General features: G+C 64.2%; 19 protein-coding genes and 1 pseudogene. 10 read left to right on the forward strand and 10 right to left on the reverse strand.

The window, feature by feature from the left end; all coding sequences use genetic code 11:
- The first annotated feature begins 8 nt into the window (after nt 1–8).
- On the forward strand, nt 9–1,622 hold the full coding sequence (gene lnt / locus ACG33_RS05450; RefSeq protein WP_066919375.1) for an apolipoprotein N-acyltransferase: 1,614 nt from the start codon (nt 9–11) through the stop codon (nt 1,620–1,622).
- A gap of 13 nt (nt 1,623–1,635) precedes the next feature.
- Nucleotides 1,636–2,421: an undecaprenyl-diphosphate phosphatase gene (locus tag ACG33_RS05455; RefSeq protein ID WP_066919377.1), complete on the forward strand. Its 786-nt coding sequence runs from the start codon at nt 1,636–1,638 to the stop codon at nt 2,419–2,421.
- A gap of 74 nt (nt 2,422–2,495) precedes the next feature.
- On the opposite strand, the gene cofD is transcribed toward ACG33_RS05455, so the two are convergent.
- Together cofD and cofE are read right to left on the reverse strand one after the other, a co-directional pair.
- Entirely contained in the window at nt 2,496–3,482 is a 987-nt protein-coding gene (gene cofD / locus ACG33_RS05460; protein ID WP_066919379.1) for a 2-phospho-L-lactate transferase, read from the reverse strand.
- Nucleotides 3,479–4,258, reverse strand: a complete 780-nt coding sequence (cofE, locus tag ACG33_RS05465; RefSeq protein WP_066919381.1) for a coenzyme F420-0:L-glutamate ligase — start codon at nt 4,256–4,258, stop codon at nt 3,479–3,481. The genes cofD and cofE overlap by 4 nt, the downstream gene beginning before the upstream one ends.
- A 171-nt stretch (nt 4,259–4,429) precedes the next feature.
- Here cofE and ACG33_RS05470 point away from each other — a divergent pair, with 171 nt between their 5' ends.
- Nucleotides 4,430–6,802, forward strand: coding sequence for a Tex family protein (locus ACG33_RS05470; RefSeq protein WP_066919383.1), 2,373 nt, complete (start codon nt 4,430–4,432; stop codon nt 6,800–6,802).
- A 92-nt stretch (nt 6,803–6,894) separates the two neighbouring features.
- On the opposite strand, the gene sugE is transcribed toward ACG33_RS05470, so the two are convergent.
- Together sugE and ACG33_RS05480 are read right to left on the reverse strand one after the other, a co-directional pair.
- Nucleotides 6,895–7,209 (reverse strand): quaternary ammonium compound efflux SMR transporter SugE, encoded by a 315-nt coding sequence (sugE, locus tag ACG33_RS05475; protein ID WP_066922851.1) that lies wholly within the window; start codon nt 7,207–7,209, stop codon nt 6,895–6,897.
- A 211-nt stretch (nt 7,210–7,420) separates the two neighbouring features.
- On the reverse strand, nt 7,421–9,157 hold the full coding sequence (locus ACG33_RS05480; protein WP_066919385.1) for a DUF6600 domain-containing protein: 1,737 nt from the start codon (nt 9,155–9,157) through the stop codon (nt 7,421–7,423).
- A 215-nt stretch (nt 9,158–9,372) separates the two neighbouring features.
- On the opposite strand from ACG33_RS05480, the gene ACG33_RS05485 reads away from it, so the two are divergent.
- Together ACG33_RS05485 and ACG33_RS05490 are read left to right on the forward strand one after the other, a co-directional pair.
- A complete protein-coding gene (locus ACG33_RS05485; RefSeq protein ID WP_168160026.1) occupies nt 9,373–10,425 on the forward strand; it encodes a cyclic nucleotide-binding domain-containing protein in 1,053 nt (350 codons plus the stop codon).
- A 24-nt stretch (nt 10,426–10,449) separates the two neighbouring features.
- On the forward strand, nt 10,450–10,758 hold the full coding sequence (locus tag ACG33_RS05490) for a hypothetical protein (protein WP_157071679.1): 309 nt from the start codon (nt 10,450–10,452) through the stop codon (nt 10,756–10,758).
- A 21-nt stretch (nt 10,759–10,779) separates the two neighbouring features.
- On the opposite strand, the gene gnd is transcribed toward ACG33_RS05490, so the two are convergent.
- Nucleotides 10,780–11,775, reverse strand: a complete 996-nt coding sequence (gene gnd, locus ACG33_RS05495) for a phosphogluconate dehydrogenase (NAD(+)-dependent, decarboxylating) (protein WP_066919391.1) — start codon at nt 11,773–11,775, stop codon at nt 10,780–10,782.
- Between the two features lie 108 nt (nt 11,776–11,883).
- Here gnd and tal point away from each other — a divergent pair, with 108 nt between their 5' ends.
- Nucleotides 11,884–13,038: a transaldolase gene (gene tal, locus ACG33_RS05500; RefSeq protein ID WP_066922852.1), complete on the forward strand. Its 1,155-nt coding sequence runs from the start codon at nt 11,884–11,886 to the stop codon at nt 13,036–13,038.
- Between the two features lie 143 nt (nt 13,039–13,181).
- Here tal and ACG33_RS05505 read toward each other — a convergent pair whose 3' ends face one another.
- Complete coding sequence (locus tag ACG33_RS05505) at nt 13,182–15,683, reverse strand: TonB-dependent receptor domain-containing protein (RefSeq protein ID WP_083537173.1); 2,502 nt, start codon at nt 15,681–15,683, stop codon at nt 13,182–13,184.
- 433 nt (nt 15,684–16,116) lie between these two features.
- Here ACG33_RS05505 and ACG33_RS05510 point away from each other — a divergent pair, with 433 nt between their 5' ends.
- The 4 genes from ACG33_RS05510 (at nt 16,117) to ACG33_RS05525 (ending at nt 18,762) form a co-directional block, all read left to right on the forward strand.
- Nucleotides 16,117–16,659: an asparaginase domain-containing protein gene (locus tag ACG33_RS05510; protein ID WP_066919393.1), complete on the forward strand. Its 543-nt coding sequence runs from the start codon at nt 16,117–16,119 to the stop codon at nt 16,657–16,659.
- A complete protein-coding gene (gene moeB, locus ACG33_RS05515) occupies nt 16,656–17,801 on the forward strand; it encodes a molybdopterin-synthase adenylyltransferase MoeB (protein ID WP_210399184.1) in 1,146 nt (381 codons plus the stop codon). The genes ACG33_RS05510 and moeB overlap by 4 nt, the downstream gene beginning before the upstream one ends.
- 83 nt (nt 17,802–17,884) lie before the next feature.
- Complete coding sequence (locus ACG33_RS05520) at nt 17,885–18,358, forward strand: GIY-YIG nuclease family protein (RefSeq protein WP_083536482.1); 474 nt, start codon at nt 17,885–17,887, stop codon at nt 18,356–18,358.
- A 53-nt stretch (nt 18,359–18,411) separates the two neighbouring features.
- Nucleotides 18,412–18,762 (forward strand): DUF4870 family protein, encoded by a 351-nt coding sequence (locus ACG33_RS05525; RefSeq protein ID WP_066919397.1) that lies wholly within the window; start codon nt 18,412–18,414, stop codon nt 18,760–18,762.
- Nucleotides 18,763–18,866: 104 nt separating this feature from the next.
- On the opposite strand, the pseudogene ACG33_RS17025 reads toward ACG33_RS05525, so the two are convergent.
- From ACG33_RS17025 to ACG33_RS05545, 4 genes and pseudogenes are all read right to left on the reverse strand, one after another.
- Nucleotides 18,867–20,255: pseudogene (locus ACG33_RS17025) on the reverse strand (sulfite reductase subunit alpha).
- 41 nt (nt 20,256–20,296) lie between these two features.
- Nucleotides 20,297–21,145: a DUF4198 domain-containing protein gene (locus ACG33_RS05535; RefSeq protein WP_066922856.1), complete on the reverse strand. Its 849-nt coding sequence runs from the start codon at nt 21,143–21,145 to the stop codon at nt 20,297–20,299.
- 68 nt (nt 21,146–21,213) lie between these two features.
- Nucleotides 21,214–21,687 (reverse strand): DUF2271 domain-containing protein, encoded by a 474-nt coding sequence (locus ACG33_RS05540; RefSeq protein ID WP_066922858.1) that lies wholly within the window; start codon nt 21,685–21,687, stop codon nt 21,214–21,216.
- Nucleotides 21,688–21,788: 101 nt separating this feature from the next.
- Complete coding sequence (locus ACG33_RS05545; protein ID WP_066919400.1) at nt 21,789–22,454, reverse strand: PepSY-associated TM helix domain-containing protein; 666 nt, start codon at nt 22,452–22,454, stop codon at nt 21,789–21,791.
- Nucleotides 22,455–22,661 lie beyond the last annotated feature (207 nt).

Genomic DNA, 22,661 nt, shown 5'->3' on the forward strand with positions numbered 1-22,661 from the left:
CGCGCCGGATGCATGCTTTTTTCCGGACCCGAACGGCGTTGTGGCTGGCGCTGCCCGTGGGTGCCCTGCTATCGCTGGCATTCGCTCCATTCGACCTGTGGCCGCTTGCCTGGCTGTGCCCGGCCTATCTGTTCCTGATGTGGCACAACGCCTGCCCGCGGCGGGCGGCGCAGGCAGGTTTCATATTCACGGCCGGCACCTATCTGGCCGGCACTTACTGGCTTTATCACAGCATCCACGAGATCGGGCACGCACCCTTCTTGCTGACCTTGCTGGTGATGTGCGCCTTGGTGACGATCATGGCGGCGTATAGCGCATGCATCGGCTATGCCCTGACACGCTGGTTCGGTGTCGGCGCTGCACCAGATGACTCCGGCGCCGCCGTACGCAGCGATGCCCGTGACCCGCCGATCTTCGCGGCGGCGGCCTCTCCCCGGCAGGGATGGCTGCCGGGACTGCATTTCATGTTGTTGCTGCCGGCCGCCTGGACTGTATTGGAGTGGTTTCGCGGTTGGTTTCTCAGCGGCTTTCCCTGGCTGGCGCTGGGATACACCCACATCGATACCGCGCTGGCGGGCTTCGCGCCCGTGGGCGGGGTCTATTCCATGAGCTTCCTGATCGCCCTATGCGCCGGCGCGCTGGCGGCAGCGTGGCGCGGCGGTACGGGTATCCGTCTAGTGGCCTTGGGTACGATCGCGTCGGTCTGGCTGGCGGGCTTGGCGTTGACGAAACAAACCTGGACGCAGCCGCTGGGCGGCACGGTGTCCGTAGCGATCGTACAGGGTGCCGTGCCCCAGGAAATGAAATGGAGTCCCGAGATGCGCGATGCGACCATCGATCTGTATCGGGATTTGACCCGCCCCAGTTTGGGCGCCGACATCATCGTCTGGCCGGAAGCCGCCTTGCCGGCTCTCGCCCATGACCTGATCGATGTCCTGAGCGAGCAGTGGACGCAGGCAAGCGACAAGGGTTCCGCCCTGGTGCTGGGTCAGCTTCGCTACGATAGCGACAGCCGCTCCTACTACAATGCGGTGCTGGCGCTGGATGAGGAGCCGCAATGGTATGCCAAGCGCCGCCTGGTGCCGTTCAGTGAATTCTTTCCGGTCCCGGAATGGGTGCGTGGCTGGCTGCGCGGCATGGATCTGCCTTACAGCGGATTCCAGGCCGGCGGCCGCGATCAGCGGGCGCTCGATGCCGGCGGGCAGAAACTGGCGGCATCGATTTGTTACGAGGATTCCTACGGCTCGGACCAGTTGTCGATGCTCGAGGAGGCGACGCTGCTGGTCAATGTGACGAATGATGCCTGGTTCGGCGACTCCACGGCGGCGTATCAGCATCTACAGATCAGCCGCACCCGCGCACTCGAAGCCGGCCGGATGCTGCTGCGCGCGGCGAATGACGGCATTTCGGCGATCATCGCCGCGGACGGCCGGATCGTTGCCAGCCTGCCGCGATTCGTTCCAGGCGTGCTCAGCGGCAATGTCCAGCCGCGTACCGGTCTGACGCCGTATGCGCGCGGCGGCAATTGGCCGATCGTCTCGCTTTGTATGGCGATATTGTTGACTGGGTTGTATCGCGGCCGCCGGCAGTCGCTAAAATCGGCGGGACTCACTTCAGAATAACCATGGACAACGAGTGGAAAATTTTCTTCAGGTCGTCCTTCTCGGGATCATAGAAGGAATCACCGAGTTCCTGCCGATTTCCAGCACCGGCCATCTGCTGATTGCGCAGCAGTGGCTGGGGCGACGCTCCGACCTGTTTACGATCGCGATCCAGGCGGGCGCCATACTGGCCGTGGTGGTGATCTACTGGCAGCGCCTGTGCGCCATGGTGACCCACTTCAACCAGCCTGAACAGCGCGACTACCTGTACAAGCTGACCGTGGCCTTTCTGATCACCGTCGCCGGCGGACTCATCGCCAAACAGATGGGATTGTCACTGCCCCAAACCGTGGCGCCAGTGGCCTGGGCATTGATCCTGGGCGGATTCGTGATCTTCATGGTGGAGGCGTATGCCCGCCGTCAGCCCGATCGCAGTCTGCTGACCTGGAATGTGGCGTTCTGGGTGGGGCTGGCGCAGATCCTGGCTGCGGTCTTTCCGGGTACCTCGCGTTCGGCCGCCACCATATTCGCGGCCATGCTGGCGGGCATGACATCGCGGCCTGCGGCCGCTGAATTCGCCTTCCTGGTCGGCATCCCGACCATGTTCGCCGCCACGGCCTATGAAACCTATGCTCTGTATGAGGACGGCGACATGGCGCGCGAGCATTGGGGCGATCTGTTGATCGGTTTCGTCGTATCGGCGATCGTGGCCTTCATCGCCGTGAAGTGGCTGCTGCATTACATCCAGTCGCATCGCTTCACGCCATTTGCGTGGTACCGTCTTGCCTTGGGCGCGCTGTTGATCTTCACGGCCGTATAGCTGCTCGTCACGGCCGTATCGGCGGAAGTCTGGATCGGGCACCCACGCTGCGCGGTGCGCAGAACGCCGCGGATCTATTGTCCTGCCGCACTCAGCGTTTGCACGAATGCCAGCACTTCACCGGCGAGGCGCAGCTGATCCGCGGCGTTGCGCATCAGCGTATCGGTGACCAGCACCGGGATGCGGCGCTCGCCGCCATCAAAAGCGGCATGCTCGGCATCGGCGCGATCGATGATCAGCGCGTCGAGCAATCCTTCGTAACACTGCAACAGGCCGGCCGGCGTCGCGGGCAAGCCGATTTCCTGCAGCATCTTGGCCGCCGGTCCTTTGACCGCCTGGCCGCCGATGAAGGGTGATACGGCGAGCACCGGCGCGGGATGTTGCCGCAGGCGCTCCTCGATGCCGGGAAGGGCAAGAATCGGCCGGATGCTCAGCAGCGGATTCGAGGGACAGATGATGATCGCCTCGAGTGCGGGATCCTCCAGCGCGGCCAGAAAGGCCGGGCCTGGCCGGGCCGAGGCGCTGCCCGCGAAGTCGAGGCCGAGGAAACGCGGCTGACAGCGCCTGCGCACGAAATAGTCCTGGAATGCGAGCCGGCCTGCGTCGGTATCGACCATGGTGCGGACCGGATCGTCGCTCATGGGCACGATACGATGGCGAATGCCGAGTCGGTGCGCGAAATCGCTGGTGATGTCGGACAGGGACTCGCTGCGCAGACGCAGGCTGCGCAGCAGGTGTGTCGCCATGTCCTGGTCGCCCAGTGCGAACCAGTCCTCGCCGCCCAGACGCTTGAGGGCGGCCATGGCGGCCCAACTTTCGCCGCGGATGCCCCAGCCCTGTGCCGGATCGTTGATCCCGGCCAGGGTGTAGGTCATCGTATCCAGGTCGGGTGAAATGTGCAGTCCCAGATGCTCGAAGTCGTCGGCCGTATTGACGACGATCGTCAGGCGCGAAGGTTCGAGCTGGGCCGCGAGACCGTATGCAAGGCGCGCACCGCCGACTCCGCCGGCCAGCGCCAGCACCGTGCCTGTCGTCGGTGCCGGAGAGCGGCCGGCGCTCATGGAAACAGATCCAGATGCTGCGACCGTATTAGTTCCGCCGCCGAGCCGTCGCGCCGTGCCAGCTGCAGGCCCCGAAGCAGTACCACCGGCCGGCCTTCATCCGCCTGCCCCATGAGCAGTGATGCCGCCGCGGCTACTTCGTCCGCGAATCCGAGCTCGGAGGTTTCCAGGCGGCGGCCGAACAAATCCTTGCGGCCACGCAGATCGAGACACCCGGGCAGTCCCGCGGCGCCGATCGCGATGCCGACGGTGCCGTTGCGCCAGGCCCTGCCGAGGCTGTCGATGATCACGACGGCCGGTGCGACGCCGATGCGTTCCTGTATCGCCGTGCGCAAGCGGCGGCAGGAAAGATCCGGGTCTTCGGGCAGCAGCAGGGCGGCGCCGTCACCCTGATGCCGGATGTTCGACTGGTCGATGCCGGCGTTTGCCAGTACCAGGCCCAGCCGATGCCGGACAACGATCACGCCGGGGCGAACGCGCATGACCTCCTGGGATTCGGACAGGATCAGTTCCACCAGCCGCGGATCTTTGTCGCATTGCTGTGCCAGTTCGCGCGCGCGCGCCGAGGGCTGCACGTCGGACAGCAGGATGGTGCGGCCTTCGGCCTTGGAGACGATTTTTTGCGCCAGCACGATCACGTCGTCGCTTCGCGGGGCGATGCCCTCGGCCTGCAGCGAGTCGTGGATCAGGCTGGCAAGATCATCGCCCGCGGCTATGGCCGGCAGGCCGCCGAGGGCCAACAGGGATAATTCGATCGATTGGACTTGCTGATGCATCGACTCACTCCGCCCCGGCGGACGCTTCCGGATCCCTACTTACCATAGGCCGCGCCCGGTGACGAGCGGGCGGATGCGCTGCTCGCTGCATCCAGCCCTGATACAGCCTTGTCGCGCGCGCGCAGCTTGTTCATAGTTCGCGTCCTTTTTCGCGACCCCCGGATATTTCTCATGGCCGCTTCGATCGAGTTCCGTATTGCCGCCGAGCTGTCCGTCAACCCCCGGCAGGTCGTCGCGGCGGTTGGCTTGCTCGATGACGGCGCGACGGTGCCGTTCATTGCTCGCTACCGCAAGGAAGCCACCGGCGGCCTGGATGACACCCAATTGCGCACGCTGGAAGAACGGCTGGGCTATCTGCGTGAACTGGAAGAGCGCCGCGCGGCCATCCTGGCGAGCATCCAGGAGCAAAACAAGCTGACGCCGGAACTGCGGGCCAGCATCGAGGCGGCGCAGACCAAGCAGCGCCTGGAGGATCTGTACCTGCCCTACAAGCCCAAGCGCCGGACCAAGGCGCAGATCGCCAGGGAGGCGGGGCTGGACGAACTAGCGGCTGCGCTCCTGGCCGATCATCGTCTGGATCCGCAGACGGAGGCGCAGCGATACCTGAAGCCGGCGTTCAAGACGGAGCAGGGCGATGACAATCCCGGCGTACCGGATGTGAAGTCCGCCCTGGACGGCGCCCGGGCCATCCTGGTCGAGCAATTCGCCGAGGATGCGGAGTTGCTCGCCGGGCTGCGGACACATCTGCAGGATCATGGTGTGCTGGTTTCCGCGGTGATCGAAGGCAAGGAGGATGCGGCGGCGAAATTTCGTGATTACTTCGCATACAGCGAACCGCTGAAGAACGTGCCGTCGCATCGGGCGCTGGCGCTGTTTCGCGGCCGCAAGGAAGAGTTGCTGCGGGTGTCGCTGAAGCTTCCACAGGACCCGGAAGCCTCGGTCATGCCGGCACCGCAGTCCGTGAACGATGCGATGAACGGCTGTGAGCTGAAAATCGCCGCCCGCCACTCGATCGGCGAGCGTGGCCAGGCCGCGGACGCCTGGCTGCTGCAGACGGTGCGTTGGGCCTGGCAGGTCAAGCTGTCCTGGCAGCTGGAAGCGGAGCTGCTGACACAGTTGCGCGAGCGTGCGGAAGAGGAGGCGATCCGTGTGTTCGCGCGCAACTTGCATGATCTGTTGCTGGCGGCGCCTGCCGGGCCGCGCGCCACCATGGGTCTGGATCCGGGCCTGCGCACCGGCGTGAAAGTGGCGGTCGTGGACCGCACCGGCAAATTGCTGGACACGGCGACGGTCTATCCGCATGTGCCGCGCAACGAATGGGACCGTACCATCGCCGCGCTGGCGCTGCTGGCGCGGAAACATGGTGTCGATCTGATCAGCATCGGCAACGGTACGGCCTCGCGCGAGACCGACAAGCTCGTTGCCGAACTGATTCGCAAGCATCCGGAACTGAAGCTGACCAAGATCGTGGTCTCCGAGGCGGGCGCGTCGGTGTACTCGGCCTCGGCGCTGGCATCGAAGGAATTTCCGCAACTCGATGTAAGCCTGCGCGGGGCGGTGTCGATCGCGCGGCGCTTGCAGGATCCGCTGGCGGAATTGGTGAAAATCGAACCCAAGGCGATCGGCGTCGGCCAGTATCAGCACGATGTCAGTCAGACGAAACTGGCGCGCAGCCTGGATGCCGTGGTCGAGGATTGCGTCAATGCCGTAGGCGTGGATGTGAACACCGCCTCTGCAGCCTTGCTCGCCCGTATTTCGGGCCTGTCCGCAACTTTGGCGGAGAACATCGTGAAGTATCGCGATGAGCATGGTGCATTTCCGTCACGCGCCGCGCTGAAGAAAGTGCCGCGCCTGGGCGAGAAAACATTCGAGCAGGCGGCCGGATTTCTGCGCATCATGAATGCCGCGGATCCGCTCGATGCCTCGGCGGTTCACCCGGAGGCCTATCCGGTCGTGCAGCGCATCCTGGCGGATCTGAAACGTCCGGCACGGGAAATACTCGGTGACGGACCCACGCTCAGGAAGCTGGATCCGGCCAAGTACACCGATGAGCGCTTCGGTCTGCCGACGGTGCGCGACATCCTGCGCGAGCTGGAAAAGCCGGGGCGCGATCCGCGACCGGAATTCAGGACCGCCGAGTTCAAGGAAGGCGTGGAGGAACTCAAGGATTTGCAGGCCGGCATGATTCTCGAGGGTACCGTCACCAACGTGACGAACTTCGGCGCGTTCGTCGATATCGGGGTACATCAGGACGGGCTGGTCCATATCTCGATGATGTCGAATACCTTCGTGAAGGATCCTCACGAGGTGGTCAGGGCGGGCGAGGTGGTGAAAGTGAAGGTGCTGGAGGTGGATGAGAAGCGCCGCCGCATCGCGTTGAGCATGCGCTTGGATGAAGCCGCACCGCGGCCGCGGGCGGGCGCCGGAGCCGATGGCCGGCGCGAGCTCGATTCGCGTCCGGCGAAGCCTTTCAAGCGCCCGCCTGAGCCGCAGGGCGGCGGCGCGATGGCCGATGCGCTGGCTCGGGCCTTGAAGCGCTCCTGATCCAGGGACGCTGTCCTCTAAGCCGACATCCGGCAGCGGCTACGGGAGTGGGGCAGCCCGCCCGGCCAGGCGGCAGCGGCTACGGGCGGTCTTCAGCCGGCGAACTTCAGGCCGATCACGCCCAGCACGATCAACCCGATGCAGATCAGGCGCAGCACCGAGGTGGATTCATGGAACAACACGATACCCAGCAGCGCGGTGCCCACGGCGCCGATGCCCACCCAGACGGCGTAGGCGCTGCCCACGGGCAGCTGCCTGAGCGCCCAACCCAGCAATGTGACGCTGATGGCCATGGCCAGCACCGTGATGGCGCTGGGCAGAAATCGAGAGAAACCCTCGGAATACTTCAGGCCGATCGCCCAGACGATTTCGAACAGGCCGGCCAGCAGCAGCACGGTCCAGGACAGGGGGGATGACATAGGAGACTTTCGCGGGGCCGTCCCCGGTACAAGGCACAAACGGCCGAGGTCGTCCTCGTCCGGGATCCTCCGACGAGGATCAGGCAGTACGGCGGATGTACCTCGACAGTATAGCCGCTCCTGCCTGGCCGAATGGGCAACAACAGGCCGATGTCGAAGCGCCCAACAGTATACGCCCCTGCCTGAACCGAATACCCGCCTAGGAGCGGGGACGGCGCGGGCCGCGATCCTGATCCAGGTGCCGGGACGGTGGCGAATGCAGCTGCGGGCGGGACGATGAGGACGGTGGTGGTGGCGAGCGAGGCGGCGATGAACGGGCCGATGCCGCGTGAGACGGCGGCGACGCATGAGACGGCGGCGTATGGGACGGTAGCGCATGGGGCGGCGGCGATATCGGCTGTTGCCGTGCGGCGGCCTGAATTGTTGAGAGAGTTGCACGACGGGGTACGGCGATCGTCGCGGGTGTGCGGGCGCCCGACGTGCCGAAATGTCGGATCGCCGGCGCGCCGCCGCTTGCGGATCCGATCCTCGTGTGTTCCTGAGGCAGGCGCGGAGGTTGCGCACGCTTCGTCGCATTGCCATTGCGCGGCGCAATCCGCGACGCGCCGGCCGGGTGAGCGGAAAATCCTGTGCGTGGGGCGGCGGTCAGCGCTCCCGGCGTATGCCCGTACCGGTAGGGGTGCGGCGGTTGACGCCGCGTATAAAGATCGCCCCTGCGGCTGCGATCGATGAAGGTATTCGCGTGATTCACGCGACGCAGATGGCGCGGCGTATGACGATACCAGGGACGATAGATCTCATGGGGGGCGAGGGGAAACCAGCCCACACCGCCGCCCACACCGCCCCTCAGGCCGATCACCACGCTCAGCGAGTTTCCACCGCTCCAGCCGACCAGTGCCGGAGCATATACCGGCCGCAGATACCGCGGTCCCGGCACCCAGCACCAGCGGTTGCGTATTTGCGCCCAGCGGCCGTAGTGGAAGGGGGCGAATCCCCAACGCGCTTCGTCCATCCAGGTCCAGCCCCACGGTGCGATCCAGGCCCACTGGCCATAGCGATAGGGCGCCCAGTCCGAGGCGATATGCAAGGGACGCCACACCGCTCCGTATCCCGGTTCGTCGAGCCACTCGCCATGCTCGTCCAGATCCTCGTAGCCGATGACTTCGCTGGAGACATGGCGGGCGGAGCGTGACTGCTCGCCGCGCTGGTCGCGCTCATTGGCCCAGGTCTCGAAGGCGTCGCGGGGCGCCAGCGTCGCGAGGCTGCCGGGAGGGCCGTCCGGCCCGCTGAACGCACCCATCTGTCCGCTGCCGAGCGTGTACGAGCGCCGACCATCGTCGACCTGCGCTTCGCCGCTGCGTGTCTTGACGATCGTACGATCGTCCGCGGCGATCACCAGGTGATATTCCCCCGGACGGCGCAGCACGACGCCTGCATGGGGCGTTTCCACCTGGATCGTTTCGCGCTCCGCCAGGCGCCGTACCCGGATCGTTGCCGCGCCCTCGGTCAGGCTCATCTGCATGACATCGTAGTCCAACAGGATGAAGCCGAAGCCGGTGTCGTGATCGAGATAGATGTCGGAGGATCCGGTCTGTAATTGCGCGCGTCCGTCGCTGCCCACCCACAGCGTGTCGCCGCTGGTGAGCGGGCGGTTGAGCACGGCTTCCATCCAGCCGTCCGCCGAGGGCTCGGGCAAGACCGGGGGCTCGGACAAGACCGGAGGCGGGGCCGCCGGCCCGGCAGACATCCCGGCGGATGGGTCGCCGGACATCATGGACACCTCACCTTCGATGTAGCCCAGCCGCGCGACGCGGCCGGGGGGATCGATGGCGATGGTTTGCGCCAGTTCCTGAGACAGCGCGTAAGAACCCGCTGCCATGAACAGCAGAATGCCCAGCCAGGATCGCAGGCGCCAAGTCATCACGGCCGTATTCATGATGGTCACAGCATTACAACGGTGGCGAATATGATCCCTTGCCGAGGGTGAATCCACTGTGAACGAAACCTCCCTCCTCGGCGGCTTTCCCGGCGGCCTCCCCGATGGCTTGTGAGCTGGATCGTGTTTTGCCTCGAGGGGCTGCCTATACTGCCGCGTACCCATCGAAAGTGTGCCGCGCCATGGTGTTGTCAGGGACTTCTAAGGATCTTGCCTTGCTCAGGCGCTTCACGCCATTGAACGGCATGCGGCCCGAGGCCCTCGTCGCGCTGGCTCGCCGTACCCGCCGCCTGCAGGCGCCCAAGGGGCGGCTGCTGTTTTCCGAAGGCGAAGAGCACAAGCGAACCTATTACCTTCTCAGCGGCACCGTCGAACTGCTCGCCGAGGGCGAGGTCGTCACGCTGGTGGGCAGCGGTACGCCCAAGTCGAAGGTGCCGCTCGCACATGCCTTGCCACGGCCTTATTCGGCGGTCGTCGTCTCCGATCGTATCGAATACCTGCTGATCGACAGTGAATTCCTGGACGTGGTCGTGACCTGGGATCAGACGGGCAGCTACAAGGTCACGGAACTGCAGGGCATAGAGGAAGATGCCGCCGGCGCGGATGACTGGATGACGGCATTGCTGCGGACCCGGGCCTTCCACAAGGTGCCGCCTGCCAACATCCAGGCCGTGTTCATGCGCCTGGAGCGTGTGGAACATCGTGCCGGCGATATCGTGATCAAACAGGGTGAGGAAGGCGAGTATTTTTATGTGGTGGCCAACGGCAGATGCGCCGTCACGCGCGAGACGCCGCTTACTCGCAGCGGTGTCCGGCTGGCCGAACTCACCATGGGGGATACCTTCGGTGAGGAGGCGTTGATCTCGGACGCGCCGCGCAATGCCACGGTGTCGATGCTGACGGATGGCAGTCTCATGCGGCTGTCCAAGAAGGATTTTCGCCAATTGCTGCATGAACCGTTACTGAACTGGATCGATTATGCGCAGGCTCGGCAGGTGACAAGCTCCGGCGGACAATGGATCGATGTGCGTCTGCCCGCGGAATTCGAGCATTACCATGCGGACGATGCGCTCAACATTCCCGCGCATTCCTTGCGACTCAAGATGAAATCCCTGGATCGCAACCGGCGGTATGTGGTGTGCTGCGACACCGGGCGGCGCAGTTCTGCATGTGCCTATCTATTGTCGGAACGCGGATTCGATGTCAGCGTGCTGCGCGATGGCCTGGGTACCACCGAGATTGCATTGAAGGCGCTCGCGCCGCAATAGCAGGTCTTCTACGAGGGTTGTGCCGTGCCTGAGCGATCGTCGAAATGGTTCTCGCTGGCGGCCGGTGACGGTGTATTGTCGATGCCGGTGTGCGCCCAGATCGAGACTCGCTTTGCATCCCTGCACCAGGCGGCGGGCCGTCCCGCCGACATGGCGGTGTTCAAGCGCCATGATTTCGAGACGTCGATGCATTGCGAGGTGACGGTGTATTTTTCGCCGGCTGCCGAGCCGCTGGCACGCGCCTTCGGTGCCAAGCCCTGCGCGAAGCCGCCGCGCACCGGACTGGAGCGGCTCGCGGGTGGGGCGGGCTGCTGGCAGGTGTTGTTCACCTGAGTTCGTTCGGCCGGTCCTGTTTCAGTCTCCGGGCCGGATATCGTGCGCGGCGGGATCCACGGGCTTTTCTCCGTGGCCGCCGAAACCCTTGCGCATGGCCGACAACAGTTTGTTGGCGTAGACGTTCTGGCCCTGGGAGCCGAAACGTTCGAACAGTGCCGAGGCAAGCACGGGCATCGGCACGCCCAGATCGATCGCGGCCCGCATCGTCCAGCGGCCTTCGCCGGAGTCCGCCACGTGGCCTGAATACCCAGCCAGCGTCGGATTCTCGTGCAATGCCTGCGCAGTCAGATCCAGCAGCCAGGATCGAACCACGCTGCCGTGGCGCCAAAGTTCGGCAATCGCTGCCACGTCCAGGGTAAACGGATAGTTCTCGGGCTGCGCCAGCGGGGCCGTCTCGGCATCCGCGGGCCGCGCCGCCAGGCCGCGGTCGGCCTGTGCCAGCAGATTGAACCCCTCGGCATAGGCAGCCATCAGCCCGTATTCGATGCCGTTGTGGACCATCTTGACGAAATGTCCGGCGCCCGCGGGACCGCAATGCAGCCAGCCTCCTGCCGGCGCCAGCGCCGTGAAGACCGGCGTCAGAGACTGTACCGCCTGCGGATCACCGCCGATCATCAGGCAATAACCATCGTCCAGGCCATGGATGCCGCCGCTGGTTCCCGCGTCGATGAAATGCAGCTTTTGCCGCCGTAGTTCGCGTGCCTGGGCAATGGCGTCACGATAGTCGGAATTTCCGCCATCGATGATGATGTCGCCGGGTTCGAGCAGCGCCCGCAGCGCCGTCACCGTCTTGCCAACCAGGGCAGCCGGCAGCATGATCCATACGGCGCGCGGAGGATTCAGCTGCGCCACCAGATCCTCCAGCAGGGTAGCGCCGCGGGCGCCTTCGCCGGCCAGCTCGGCAATGGCTTCGGCGCGGATGTCATGAACGACGCAGTCGTGCCCGGCGCGCAGCAGGCGGCGCACCATGTTAGCCCCCATGCGGCCCAATCCGATCATGCCTATTTGTTTCATGAAGCAACTATCCTTGCGAGCGGTACCTTGCAGAACAGGGGGCGGCGTGCCGCGGGCGATGCGCCCGGTGCGCGCCCGTCGTACATCATCGATCTTGCGGAGAATGCCATGAATCCATTGCTCGCATTGAATCAACAGGGCCAAAGCTACTGGATGGACGATTTAAGGCGGGAAATGTTCCAGGACGGCTCGCTGCAGCGGCGCGTGAGCCAGGAGGGGCTGAGCGGCATCACTTCCAACCCTGCCATATTCAAGCTCGCCATCGCCGGTAACGATGTCTATGACGAGCAGCTGCGCAGCGGGGCTCTTGCCGGCCGCTCGAGCGAGGAAATCTACCTGCTGCTGGTATCCACGGATGTGCGCGATGCCTGCGATCTGCTGCGTCCGGTCCATGATGCCACCGAGGGCGCCGATGGCTATGTAAGCCTGGAGGTCTCTCCCCACCTGGCGCACGACAGCGAGGCCTCGATCGCGGAAGCCAAGCGCCTGTGGGCGGTCGTGGACCGGCCGAATCTGATGATCAAGATTCCGGGAACGACCGCCTGCCTGCCCGCCATCGAGCAGTTGCTGTACGAAGGCATCAACGTGAACATCACCTTGCTGTTTTCGGTGGCACGCTATCAGGCGGTCGTACAGGCCTGGTTGCGGGCATTGGAGCGCCGCGCGAGGGAAGGCCGGCCGCTGCACAAGGCAGCCTCGGTGGCCAGTTTTTTTCTCAGCCGCATCGATGTGCTGGTCGATGAACTGCTGGATCAACGTATCGGACCGCAAGGACATTCGCCGTTCACGCCGCATCCTTCCACCTTGCAGGGCAAGATCGCCATCGCCAATGCCAAGCTCGCCTACGCAAGCCTGGCCAGGCTGTTGAAGAGTGAACGTTGGCAGGCGCTGGCTGGCGCCGGTGCCCGGCCGCAGCGGCTGCTCTGGGCCAGCACCAGTACCAAGAATCCGCAGTATGACGAGCTGATGTATGTCGAGCCGTTGATCGGGCCTCACACGGTAAATACCATGCCGCTGAGCACGAGCGCCGCCTTTGCCGATCATGGCAAGGTGGCGCGCACCGTGAACAAGCAGGTTCGTGCCGCCTCGCAGGTGTTGCGCAACTTGCGCCCGCTCGGCATCCATCTGGATCAGGTCACGGGGCAGCTGGAGAACGAGGGTATCCGCAAGTTCATCGATTCCTACGATGCACTGTTGCAGGCGATCGGGCAAAAGCGCGAACTGTTCACGGCGCAGGAGGCCGCCTTGCCGACGCCGCCCTGATCCTCGGTCAAGTCCTCGGGCGGGTTCCCGGGCCAGCCGCCCTTTCGTCGGCGGGAAGGGCGGCGCCGGATCGATCAGACCCCGGCCGGCCGGGAACCCGGAACGGCCGGAATCGCCCGGCCGATCAGAAGCGCCCGGACCGGTCAGAAGCGCATATTGGCGGAGACCCACAGGCTGCGGCGCTTGTCCTTGACCTGGTAATCGTCGAGACAGTCGTACGCATCCTGGGTTTCGGCCAGCTCGCAGCTCATCGAAATGAAGTTCTTGTCGAGCAGATTGTTGATGCGGCTGTTGATGGTCAGCCAGGGCGTCGCCTGCCAGGAGGCACCCAGGTGATAGATCGTATAGTCGGAGAAATAGCGTTCCTGTCCGGTAAGCGCATTGAAATCCCGATAGCGCTCATAACGGCCTTCCGCGTTGAGCATGACATGGATCGTCTCCGTGGCCTGCCAGGTCAAGGAGATGTTGGCCATGTGCTTGGCGGGATTGCCGGAGATCGGCCGGCCGCTTTGCGCTCCGCTCTTTTGCTCCGATTCCGTCAGTGTGTAATTGCCGCGTAGACCGAACCCGGCCGGCAGCTGGACATGTCCGGCCAGCTCCAGGCCACGGGTTTCCGCCTTGTCGATATTGATGCTCTGGCCGAAGGTGCGATAGCCGAGTTCCGCCCAGCCCGGACCGATGTCCACGCAATAGCCGGCACCCGCCGGTGCCACTTCGCAATTCGGGAAGATACCGCCGCTGGCGATCTTGTCAGCGAATTTGTTGAGGAACACGGTGGCGTTGAAACCGTAGGCGGTCTGATCGAAGTAGACCGCCAGCTCGTAATTCGTGCTGGTCTCCGGCTCCAGGTCGGGGGTGCCGACCAGGGGCAGAACGCCCTGGCCGCCGAAGCCGGTGATGCCCGGGAACAGTTGATCGGGACGCGGCGCCTTGTAGCCGGTGCTGATGCCGCCCTTGAACGTCCAGCTTGCCGCGGGCTGCCACACCAGATAGCCGCGCGGACTGACCTGCTCGCCGAATATATTGTGATGATCGTAGCGTATCCCCGCGGTGGCGGTCAGCGTCTCGGTCAGGCTCCAGTTGTCCTCGGCGAACAGGGCCCATTGCTTGTGCTTCTGGATCGCTCCCTCGCGGAATCCGGCGCCGTCCATGCCGAATACGCCGTCCTCCATGTCCGTGTCGTTGTATTGGCCGCCGATCGTGAACTGATGCGCGCCGAACAGCATCTCCAGCCGGGTATCGAGGATCAGGCTGTCGAGTTCCAGCGTGCGCAGACGGCGCGGCAGAAAGGCGTTCAGGCGTTCGATCTCCTCGGGCGTCATGTTGGCCTCGATGCCGGACTGACCGGTGCCGTTGTTGCAATTGGCGTCCTGGCCGCGACGCGCGCAGACATCGTTCCACAGCGTCTGCAGCTCGGCGCGTTCGGCCACGGTCAGCGGCAGCGAACGGCCTAAATTGTTGCTGGTCCCGCGCATGATGCTGGTGTGCGAGGTGCCGATGTTCCAGCGGCCGATATGCGTCAGCGCGAGCTGATCGCGCTCATAGCGCTGGTACGCGCTGTAGCCGACCCGCGGTTGGACCACGCGGCGTTCGATGGTGGCCGGATTGCCGGATCCTTCCGGCAGACTGGGGTCGTAGGCAGGATTGTTCACGACGGCCAGGCCGCTGCGCCACAGACTTTCGATGCCGTCGAGCGTGCCGGTCTGTCCCTCGCTGTTGTCGTATTTCTGGCGCGATATGTCGTAGTCCAGCAGCAGGTCATGATTTTCGTTGGGCGTGAACGACAGGCGCAGTCCCGCGTTCCAGTTGGTGTTGGCGACCTGCTTGCCGCCGCCGCCGAAACCGATCGTCCGTTCGAATACGCTGCCGGGGGCGTTGGGCGGGGAGGGCAGGGGCAGAGGATCCCAGTCGGGCAGGGACTCCTCGCGGTCGTAGTAGCTGCCGCGGATGGCGAGACCGAGCTTGTCGGCGATCAGCGGTCCATTGACATACAGGTCGATGGTCTCATCGTTGCCGAATTCCTTTTCCTGCTGGAATGTGCCGCCATAGGTCAGAGAGGAATTCCACTCGGTGCCGACCTTGCGCGTGATGATGTTGACGACGCCGCCCATGGCGTCGGAACCATACAGCGTCGACATCGGCCCGCGCACAACCTCGATACGTTCCACCGCGTCCAGGGGCGGCAGATAACTGAACTGGCCGCCGCCGAAGGCGTTGGGATAAATGGAGCCGACATTGCTTTGGCGGCGTCCATCGATCAGTACCAGCGTGTACTCGGAGGGCATGCCGCGCATGCTGATGGTCGCCTGGCCGTTCTTGTCGGGAGCCTCCATGCCGACGTCGATACCTTCCACGTCGCGCAGGGCGTCGACCAGATTGGCATAGGGCCGCTTCGCCAGGTCCTCATGATGCACCAGGCTGATGCTGGCGGGAGCTTCGGGAATTTTTTGCTCGAATCCGGAGGCGGTGACCACCACGCGGGCCAGCACCGCGTCGTCCACGGGCGGCGTGGTCTGCGACAGGGTCGTGGAACTGCCCAGGCCCAGGATCAAAGCCAGCGCCGAACCCAGCCCCGAAACCGGGGCCGGATATGCACGAGCATGGGTATGGCGCTTGCGCGAGCCTGCGAACGGCAGCGGATTCATCGAATATCTCCCTATGAATTTTTGTGTGAGCTTTTGTGTGAACTTCGTGAATACGAGCCGAAAAATACCGGTCGTGAATTCCCCGGCCGACGGCTGCTGCATGAAGCGGCCGGCATTCTAATGATAGTTATTAGTATTTGCTAGTGATTCTCATTAACGATTCTATCCGCTCAGGTCCCGGTCCAACTTCTCGTCCCAATCCATGATCCACAGATTTCTCTGGTGTCTATAAGACGTTGATAAACAGGCTGAATCTTCTTTTTTGCCTGGCATCGCCGGACAACTGGTGTCCGCCGGCAAGACCGAGGCGGTCATGTCCTACCTCCGGCCTCCGGTCTCCGGTACTAACCCAGGGAGCCTTCATGGTCATCCACGCCACTTGAGCTCCAAATACCCCGCCCACAAAGGCAGGCGGCGCTGGTATTCTGGCGGAATGCGGGAGGATTCCGGATTCATCGCCGTGGTGACCACGGGCGGTACCATCGACAAAATCTATTTCGATGCCCTGAGCAGCTACCAGGTCGGCGAATCTTTCGTCGAGAAGCTTCTGGAGGCGGCAAACGTCGCCTGCCCGTATCGCGTGATCGAGTTGATGCGCAAGGACAGCCTGGAACTGGAGGACCAGGATCGTGTGCGGCTGCGTGCCGCCATCGAGGCTCTGCAGACACGCCGTATCGTGGTGACGCACGGTACCGATACCATGACGCTGTCGGCAGCTGCGTTGGCGCCGCTGTCCGACAGGACGATCGTACTGACCGGCGCGCTGTCTCCGGCTCGTTTCACGCAAAGCGATGCCGCCTTCAATCTAGGCATGGCGTTCGCCGCCGCGCAGATGTTGCCCGCGGGCGTCTATATCGCCATGAACGGGCAGGTATTTGCCGGTGACCGGGTCCGCAAGGACCGAGCCTTGGGTCGTTTCGTAGCGCTGGACCCGGCCCCCCGGCTCGACGTCGGCGCTGGAGGAGCCGAGCCGTGACTGAGCGATCGAGTGCCATGCTGACAGCCGAGGAACTGGCTCGTTATCGCCGGCATCTGCTTCTGCCTGAAGTCGGCGTGGCGGGACAGGAGGCGCTGAAGGCGGCGCGTGTATTGTTGATCGGCGCCGGCGGCCTGGGTTCGCCCTCGGCCCTGTATCTGGCGGCCTCCGGCGTGGGTACGCTGGGACTTATCGATTGCGATCAGGTCGAGGCATCCAATCTGCAGCGCCAGGTGCTCTATGACCATGCCAGCGTGGGACGCAGCAAGGTTCAGGCGGCGGGCGAGCGCCTGCGGGCCATGAATCCGCAGCTGTCGGTCATCCATCATGATGTGGAGATGCGTGCCGCCAACGTGTGCGAGATATTCCGCGGCTACGATCTGGTTCTCGACGGAACCGACCGTTTTTCCGCGCGCTATCTGGCGAACGATGCCTGCGTGATCCTGCGCAAGCCGCTGGTGTCGGCGGCGATCCATCGTTTCGAAGGACTGGCAATGACCTATGTGCCGGGACAGGGGCCCTGCTATCGTTGCCTGTTCCCCGATCCGCCCGCGGAAGGTCTGGTCCCCAATTGTGCCGAGGCGGGCGTCCTGGGGGTGTTGCCGGGGGTGATGGGGACGATCCAGGCTACGGAAGCGATCAAGCTGATTCTCGGCTTGGGTGAACCGTTGCTCGGCAGGCTGTTGACCTATGACGCACTGCGTCTGCGCTTCGAAGAATTCCGCTTTGCACGCCGGGCAGACTGCGCGGTCTGCGGCGATCATCCCAGCATTCTCGTGCCGCAGGATCTGGACGGCGCCTGTGATGTCGAGCTGCCGGCCGGTGTGGATCGGCTGTCCGCGGCGCAATTGCAGGCGCTGCTCGGAGACAGTGCCGCCGCGATCATCGATGTGCGCGAACCCCATGAATTCCAGATCGCGCACCTGGCCGGAGCGCTCAATATTCCGCTGGCCGAACTCGGCCGGCTGGGCGAGTTCGGCGCGCAGCGCCGCTGCGTGTTCGTGTGCCGCAGCGGCGTACGCAGCCTGCGGGCATCGGCGCTGGCCCTGGAGTTGGGGATCCGTGATGTTGCGCATCTGGAGGGCGGCTTGCTCGCCTGGGCGCGGGATATCGATGCATCCTTCGATGTTGCCCTGCCTTAGAACTTCCAGCGAAATGAACCTTCACGGCGTTGCCGCGGCGGAAAGATCATCGTGAGCGTCATTGCGTTAGAGCCTTTTGGGGCATGACCGGCCAGGGCGTTGGATCGGGCGGATCGAGCGGCCCGGGCATCGGCTCGGGCGTTGGCTTGGAGCTGGGTTCCGATGCCGCGTCTGATCTCGCGTCCGATGCCGTGCCCGAGGACCACGGCCGCCCGCAAGAGGCTGCGGGCGCCGCGGCTGCGGCGTGCCGGTGGTGGTTGTATCTGCTGGTCTGCCGGGATGGGCGCAGCTATGCCGGGATCGCACGTGACGTGCAGGCACGCTTCGCGGCGCATGTTCGCGGCAAAGGCGCGAAGTTCACGCGTGCGAATCCGCCCCTGCGGGTGCTTGGCGCACGGCCCTATGCCACGAAATCCCAGGCGCTGCGCGCGGAGTATGCACTGAAGCAGCTCGACCCTGCCGCCAAGCGGCGCTGGGCGGCGCGCTGGCAATGGCGCGATACTCCTTCACGGCTGCGGGATGACGCATCGGCGCATCCCGCGTCTCGCCCTGCTTGAGATCGAGGCCCGGTACGGCCGACAATCGGCCGCAACGACAACGGGAGCTTCGCATGAACCAGATCGTCCCGGCACGCCCGCCCAGCGTCGGCATCGCCAAGATCATCTATGTACTGTACCTGCTGGGCTTCTTTGCCGGTATCACGGCCGTCATCGGCCTGGTGATGGCCTACATCTACAAGGACGATGCGCCCGAGTGGCTGCGAACGCACTACGAGCTGCAGATCCGTACCTTCTGGATCATGCTGTTGTACGGTCTCATCGCCGGCATCCTGTGCATCATTCTGATCGGCTTTCTGTTGCTGTTCCTGGTTGCGCTGTGGTGGATCATCCGCTGCGTGAAGGGCCTGAAGTATCTGGATCAGAATACCGCCTATCCGGATCATCGCGGCTGGCTGTTCTAGATCTTCTCTGGCTTCTTCACCGCCGCCGGCAGAAGCCCACTGCCTGTGCGATTGTCAACCGCCGTCAGCAGGCGCTGCCTGCAAGCACCCCTGCAGGCGCTCCTTCAGTAGACATCGTGCCGGTAGCGTCCGGCTTCGCGCAGATCCGCCAGGGCGGCCGCGCCCAGAATCTCGATGAGCGCGGCATCGACGCCGGGTGCCATGCCCTCCCGGCTGCCGCAGACATAGATCGCGGCGCCTTGCACGACCCAGCGGCGCAGCAGGGAAGCGCGTTCCAGCAGCCGGTGCTGCACATGGCGCCGCTCGGGCGAGTCGCGGGAAAACACCCGATCCAGCGGCTCGATGCAGCCCTCCTCGTGCCAGCGTTGCAGATCTTCGCGATAGAAGTCGTCGCGCTCCGCCCGGCGTTCGCCGAACAACAGCCAGTTGCGCCGATGACCTGCCAGAACGCGCGCCTTGAGCAGCGCTCGCAGACCTGCGATGCCCGTGCCGTTGCCGATCAGGATCAGCGGTCGATCGTCGGCGGGAACGTGGAAGCTGGAATTGACTCGGATACGCAATGCGATCGCATCGCCCGGCCGGGTGCGTCTGATCAGCCAGTCGCTGCCCAGGCCCGGGGTGCCTTGCGCATCGAATACCTGGCGAACCAGCAAGTGCAATGCGCCGTCCTGCGGCAGCGAGGCGATCGAATATTCCCGCTGCGGCTGCGCGGGCGCAGCGTGCCAGGTGGAATTGTGCGGATCGATCACCGCGATATCGCCCGCATCCCAGTGTATCGGCATACCGGCGGGCGGACTCAGGGCCAGATGAAAGCAGGCACCGCCGGTGCTGCCTGGGTTGAGCTGCCGCCGCTCGAGCAGCCGCCAGGCATCGAACCGCGGTGCCTTCCAGACGGCATTGCGGGGATCGCGAGCCAGGCGCTGCAGCTGCTGTTGCCATCGCCGCAGAGCATTCTCGTCACCATTGTCGACTTCGATGGGCGTTGATAGAGCAACTGCACCCTGGTCCGCCAGCCAGCGATGCAGCTGTTGGCCGAAGGCGCAATAGTTACGATAGTCGCGATCGCCCAGCGCCAGCACCGCGAACGGCTAGGCCGGCAACGGCATCCTACGGCCGAGCAGCTTGCGCACGAACGGCGCCGCGGAATCCGGGGCATCTCCTTCGCCGGTGGTGCTGACCACGAACAGGGCATGCTGCGCCTGTCGAAGCATGTCGGGGCTCAATTCGCCCAGCGCCACGGTGCGCGTCGGCGTGCCCGCATCATTCAGAAAACGGGCGCTGCGCCTGGCGAGTTCCTCCGCGAAGCCGGTCTGGCTCGCGTAGGCCAGCAGCATCCGCCCGGGCGTACCGGCGCCGCCGTGCGGGGCGCGGTGCCTGGCGCGAGTGCGATTTCGACCCCACAGAAACCAGACGCAGCAGGCGAGGTAGGCGATAACCACGAACACTGCGGCGGGCAGCCGCGCGCCGCCTATCTCGGCGATGAACGATTCCATGCGAATCCGGCACCCTCGATCCGAGGAGTGCGCCGCTGCACTTACTGCGGCAGCACCTCGAAGGTGGCCACGTAGCCGAGGCGGCGCCGTTGCGCCTGCGCAATCGAGGTCTTGTCGTCCTGCAGGCTGGTTTCCAGCCAGTACATGCCGGGCCGCGGCCAGGTGATCGACAGTTCGCCCTTGGCGTTGGTGCGCAGCGTCATTTCCTCCTGCTGATCCCGGTAGCGGGTGCCGTCCGGAACGACGCTCACTTCCAGATCCGCGGCTGCGCGGCCATCGATCAGGAAGCTGAAAATGGCGGTTTCACCCGCATAAAGATCATTGGGATGGGTGATCGGCACCAGTTCCAGACCAAGTCCGGTCGTGGTGAAAACCTGTTTGGTGGGCGCGCCCGCCGTCACGAAGGTTTCCAGGCGCGAGTGCGCTTCGGAGACTTGCAGATTGGCGGCATTCGCAGGTATTTCCGCGGCGAAACGCTCGGCGGTACCGCGCCAGCGTTTTTGCACGCCGTCCACTTCATAGCCGGCGAACAAGCCGCGGTTGACCATGGCCAGCTTGTAAGTGCCGTTTTGCGGCAGATGCAGGTCGAATACGCTGCGATACTTGCCGGTGCTCGGGTTCTCGGGTGTCAGCCTCGAACCATCGGGCGCCGTCACGATCAGGGAATCCAGTCTCAGCGGCACATGGTTGAAATAGAACAAATCGTTCGAGACCGCGGCATCCACGGTGATCCATTGGCCGGGCGTCGTGACGGTCGCCGAGGGCAGCATCCAGGCCTTGTGCGCCTGAGCCGTGAGGCTCAGGCTCAAGGCGAGGCTCGCACCCAGGACCTGGATCAGACGACAGGCGGGGCGGGGAGGAAATGAAAATCTGCGGGCGGCGATGCGCATGTTCATTGACCGGATTCTCGCTGGAGGTGGATTTCGGTTCGTGGACGGCCGAACGACCGGGGTGGTTTTCAAGGCGCGTATGGCGCCACTTGCAGACTGACGGAGCCGAGTTCACTGCTGCCCTGAGCCCGTATCTGCTGGAGATCCGTGGCGGGCAGGGTGAAGGGCAGCCGTAATAGTTCGCGCCCGCCGACTTCACGCGCCGCCTCGACCGCCAGGTGGTAGCTGCCGGGCGGCAGGTCCGCGACGTTGAATTTCAGCAAATGCTCGCCGGCCGGCCGGGTCGCCCCCGTGACGCCGTCGATCGGCATGGATTGCGTCCGCCCGCCCCGGCGCCACCACTGGCGCAGATCCTTGAGCCATTGCGTGCCGTCTTCCTTCTTTGGATCGGTCTGGTACCACACCGCCAGATGACGGGCGATGCCTTGATCCTCGCCTTCGATCCAGATGGCCACATAGGGGCGATGATATTCGGCGACCTGCAGGCGCGGGATCTGCAGCTGGAGGGTCAGCTCGACGGGGTTCCCGGCCCGTGCCGGCATGGTTACAAGCAACGATACGGCCAGCGCCGCCAATATATGCCGGACGATTCGGGCTGCTGGAGCTGGAAAGGAAAGGCGGGACAGCATGTGTACATCGAACCTCAGTGGATGAACAGCAGGGCGATCAGCAACGGCACCACCAGCCCCAGCCCGACCAGCGGCCAGGTACCGGGCCGATGGCCGGCATGCATCTTCAGGAGTATCAGGCCGGTGGCGGCGAACACCAGCGTGGCCAGGGCGAACACATCGATGAACAAGCTCCATTGGCCGCCGGTATTGCGGCCCTTGTGCAAATCGTTCCAATAGGCGATCCAGCCGCGATCGGTGAGTTCATGGGTGACTTCGCCGCTGTCGAGGTCGAGCGTCAACCAGGCATCGCCGCCCGGTCGTGGCAGGGATACATAGATTTCCTGCGCCGACCATTCCACCTGTCGATGCGCCAGTCGTACCTCTAGACGATCACCCAGCCAGCGTGCCAGATCCTGGGGCAGCGGCGGCGCCGGATCCTGGGAGTCGGCGGCCGCGCTGCGCGCTGCGGCCAGCAGTTCCAGCGGTAATTCCAGGGTCGTGGTGGTCACGCGCGGCGTGGAGGTAATCCAAGCGGCGTGATTGAGCGTAAAGCCGGTAATCGCAAACAACAGCAATCCCGCCAGGCACAGCGCTGCGCTGATCCAGTGCCAGCGATGCAAATGCTTGAGCCAGAACGTGCGCTGGCGATATGAAAGTTTGCTGCTTGCCGAGTACCCGGCGTCCTCCGATTCGGCCATGGGAAAGAATACACACTGGATAATCACTGGGGGCAGGGTCGCCGCTCTCTATAGTAATAAGAATTATTCTCATCAGTAAAGTGATTTATGCCTGGGCTTATGCGGCATGCGCAACCGGTGCATCGGAAGTAGGCACATGAATTTTTCTTGAAATGCAATTAATAATCATTATCATTAGAGCCCGTGATGGAATATCATGGGTAGCAC

Source organism: Steroidobacter denitrificans, from assembly GCF_001579945.1.
GTDB classification, from domain to species: Bacteria; Pseudomonadota; Gammaproteobacteria; order Steroidobacterales; family Steroidobacteraceae; genus Steroidobacter; species Steroidobacter denitrificans.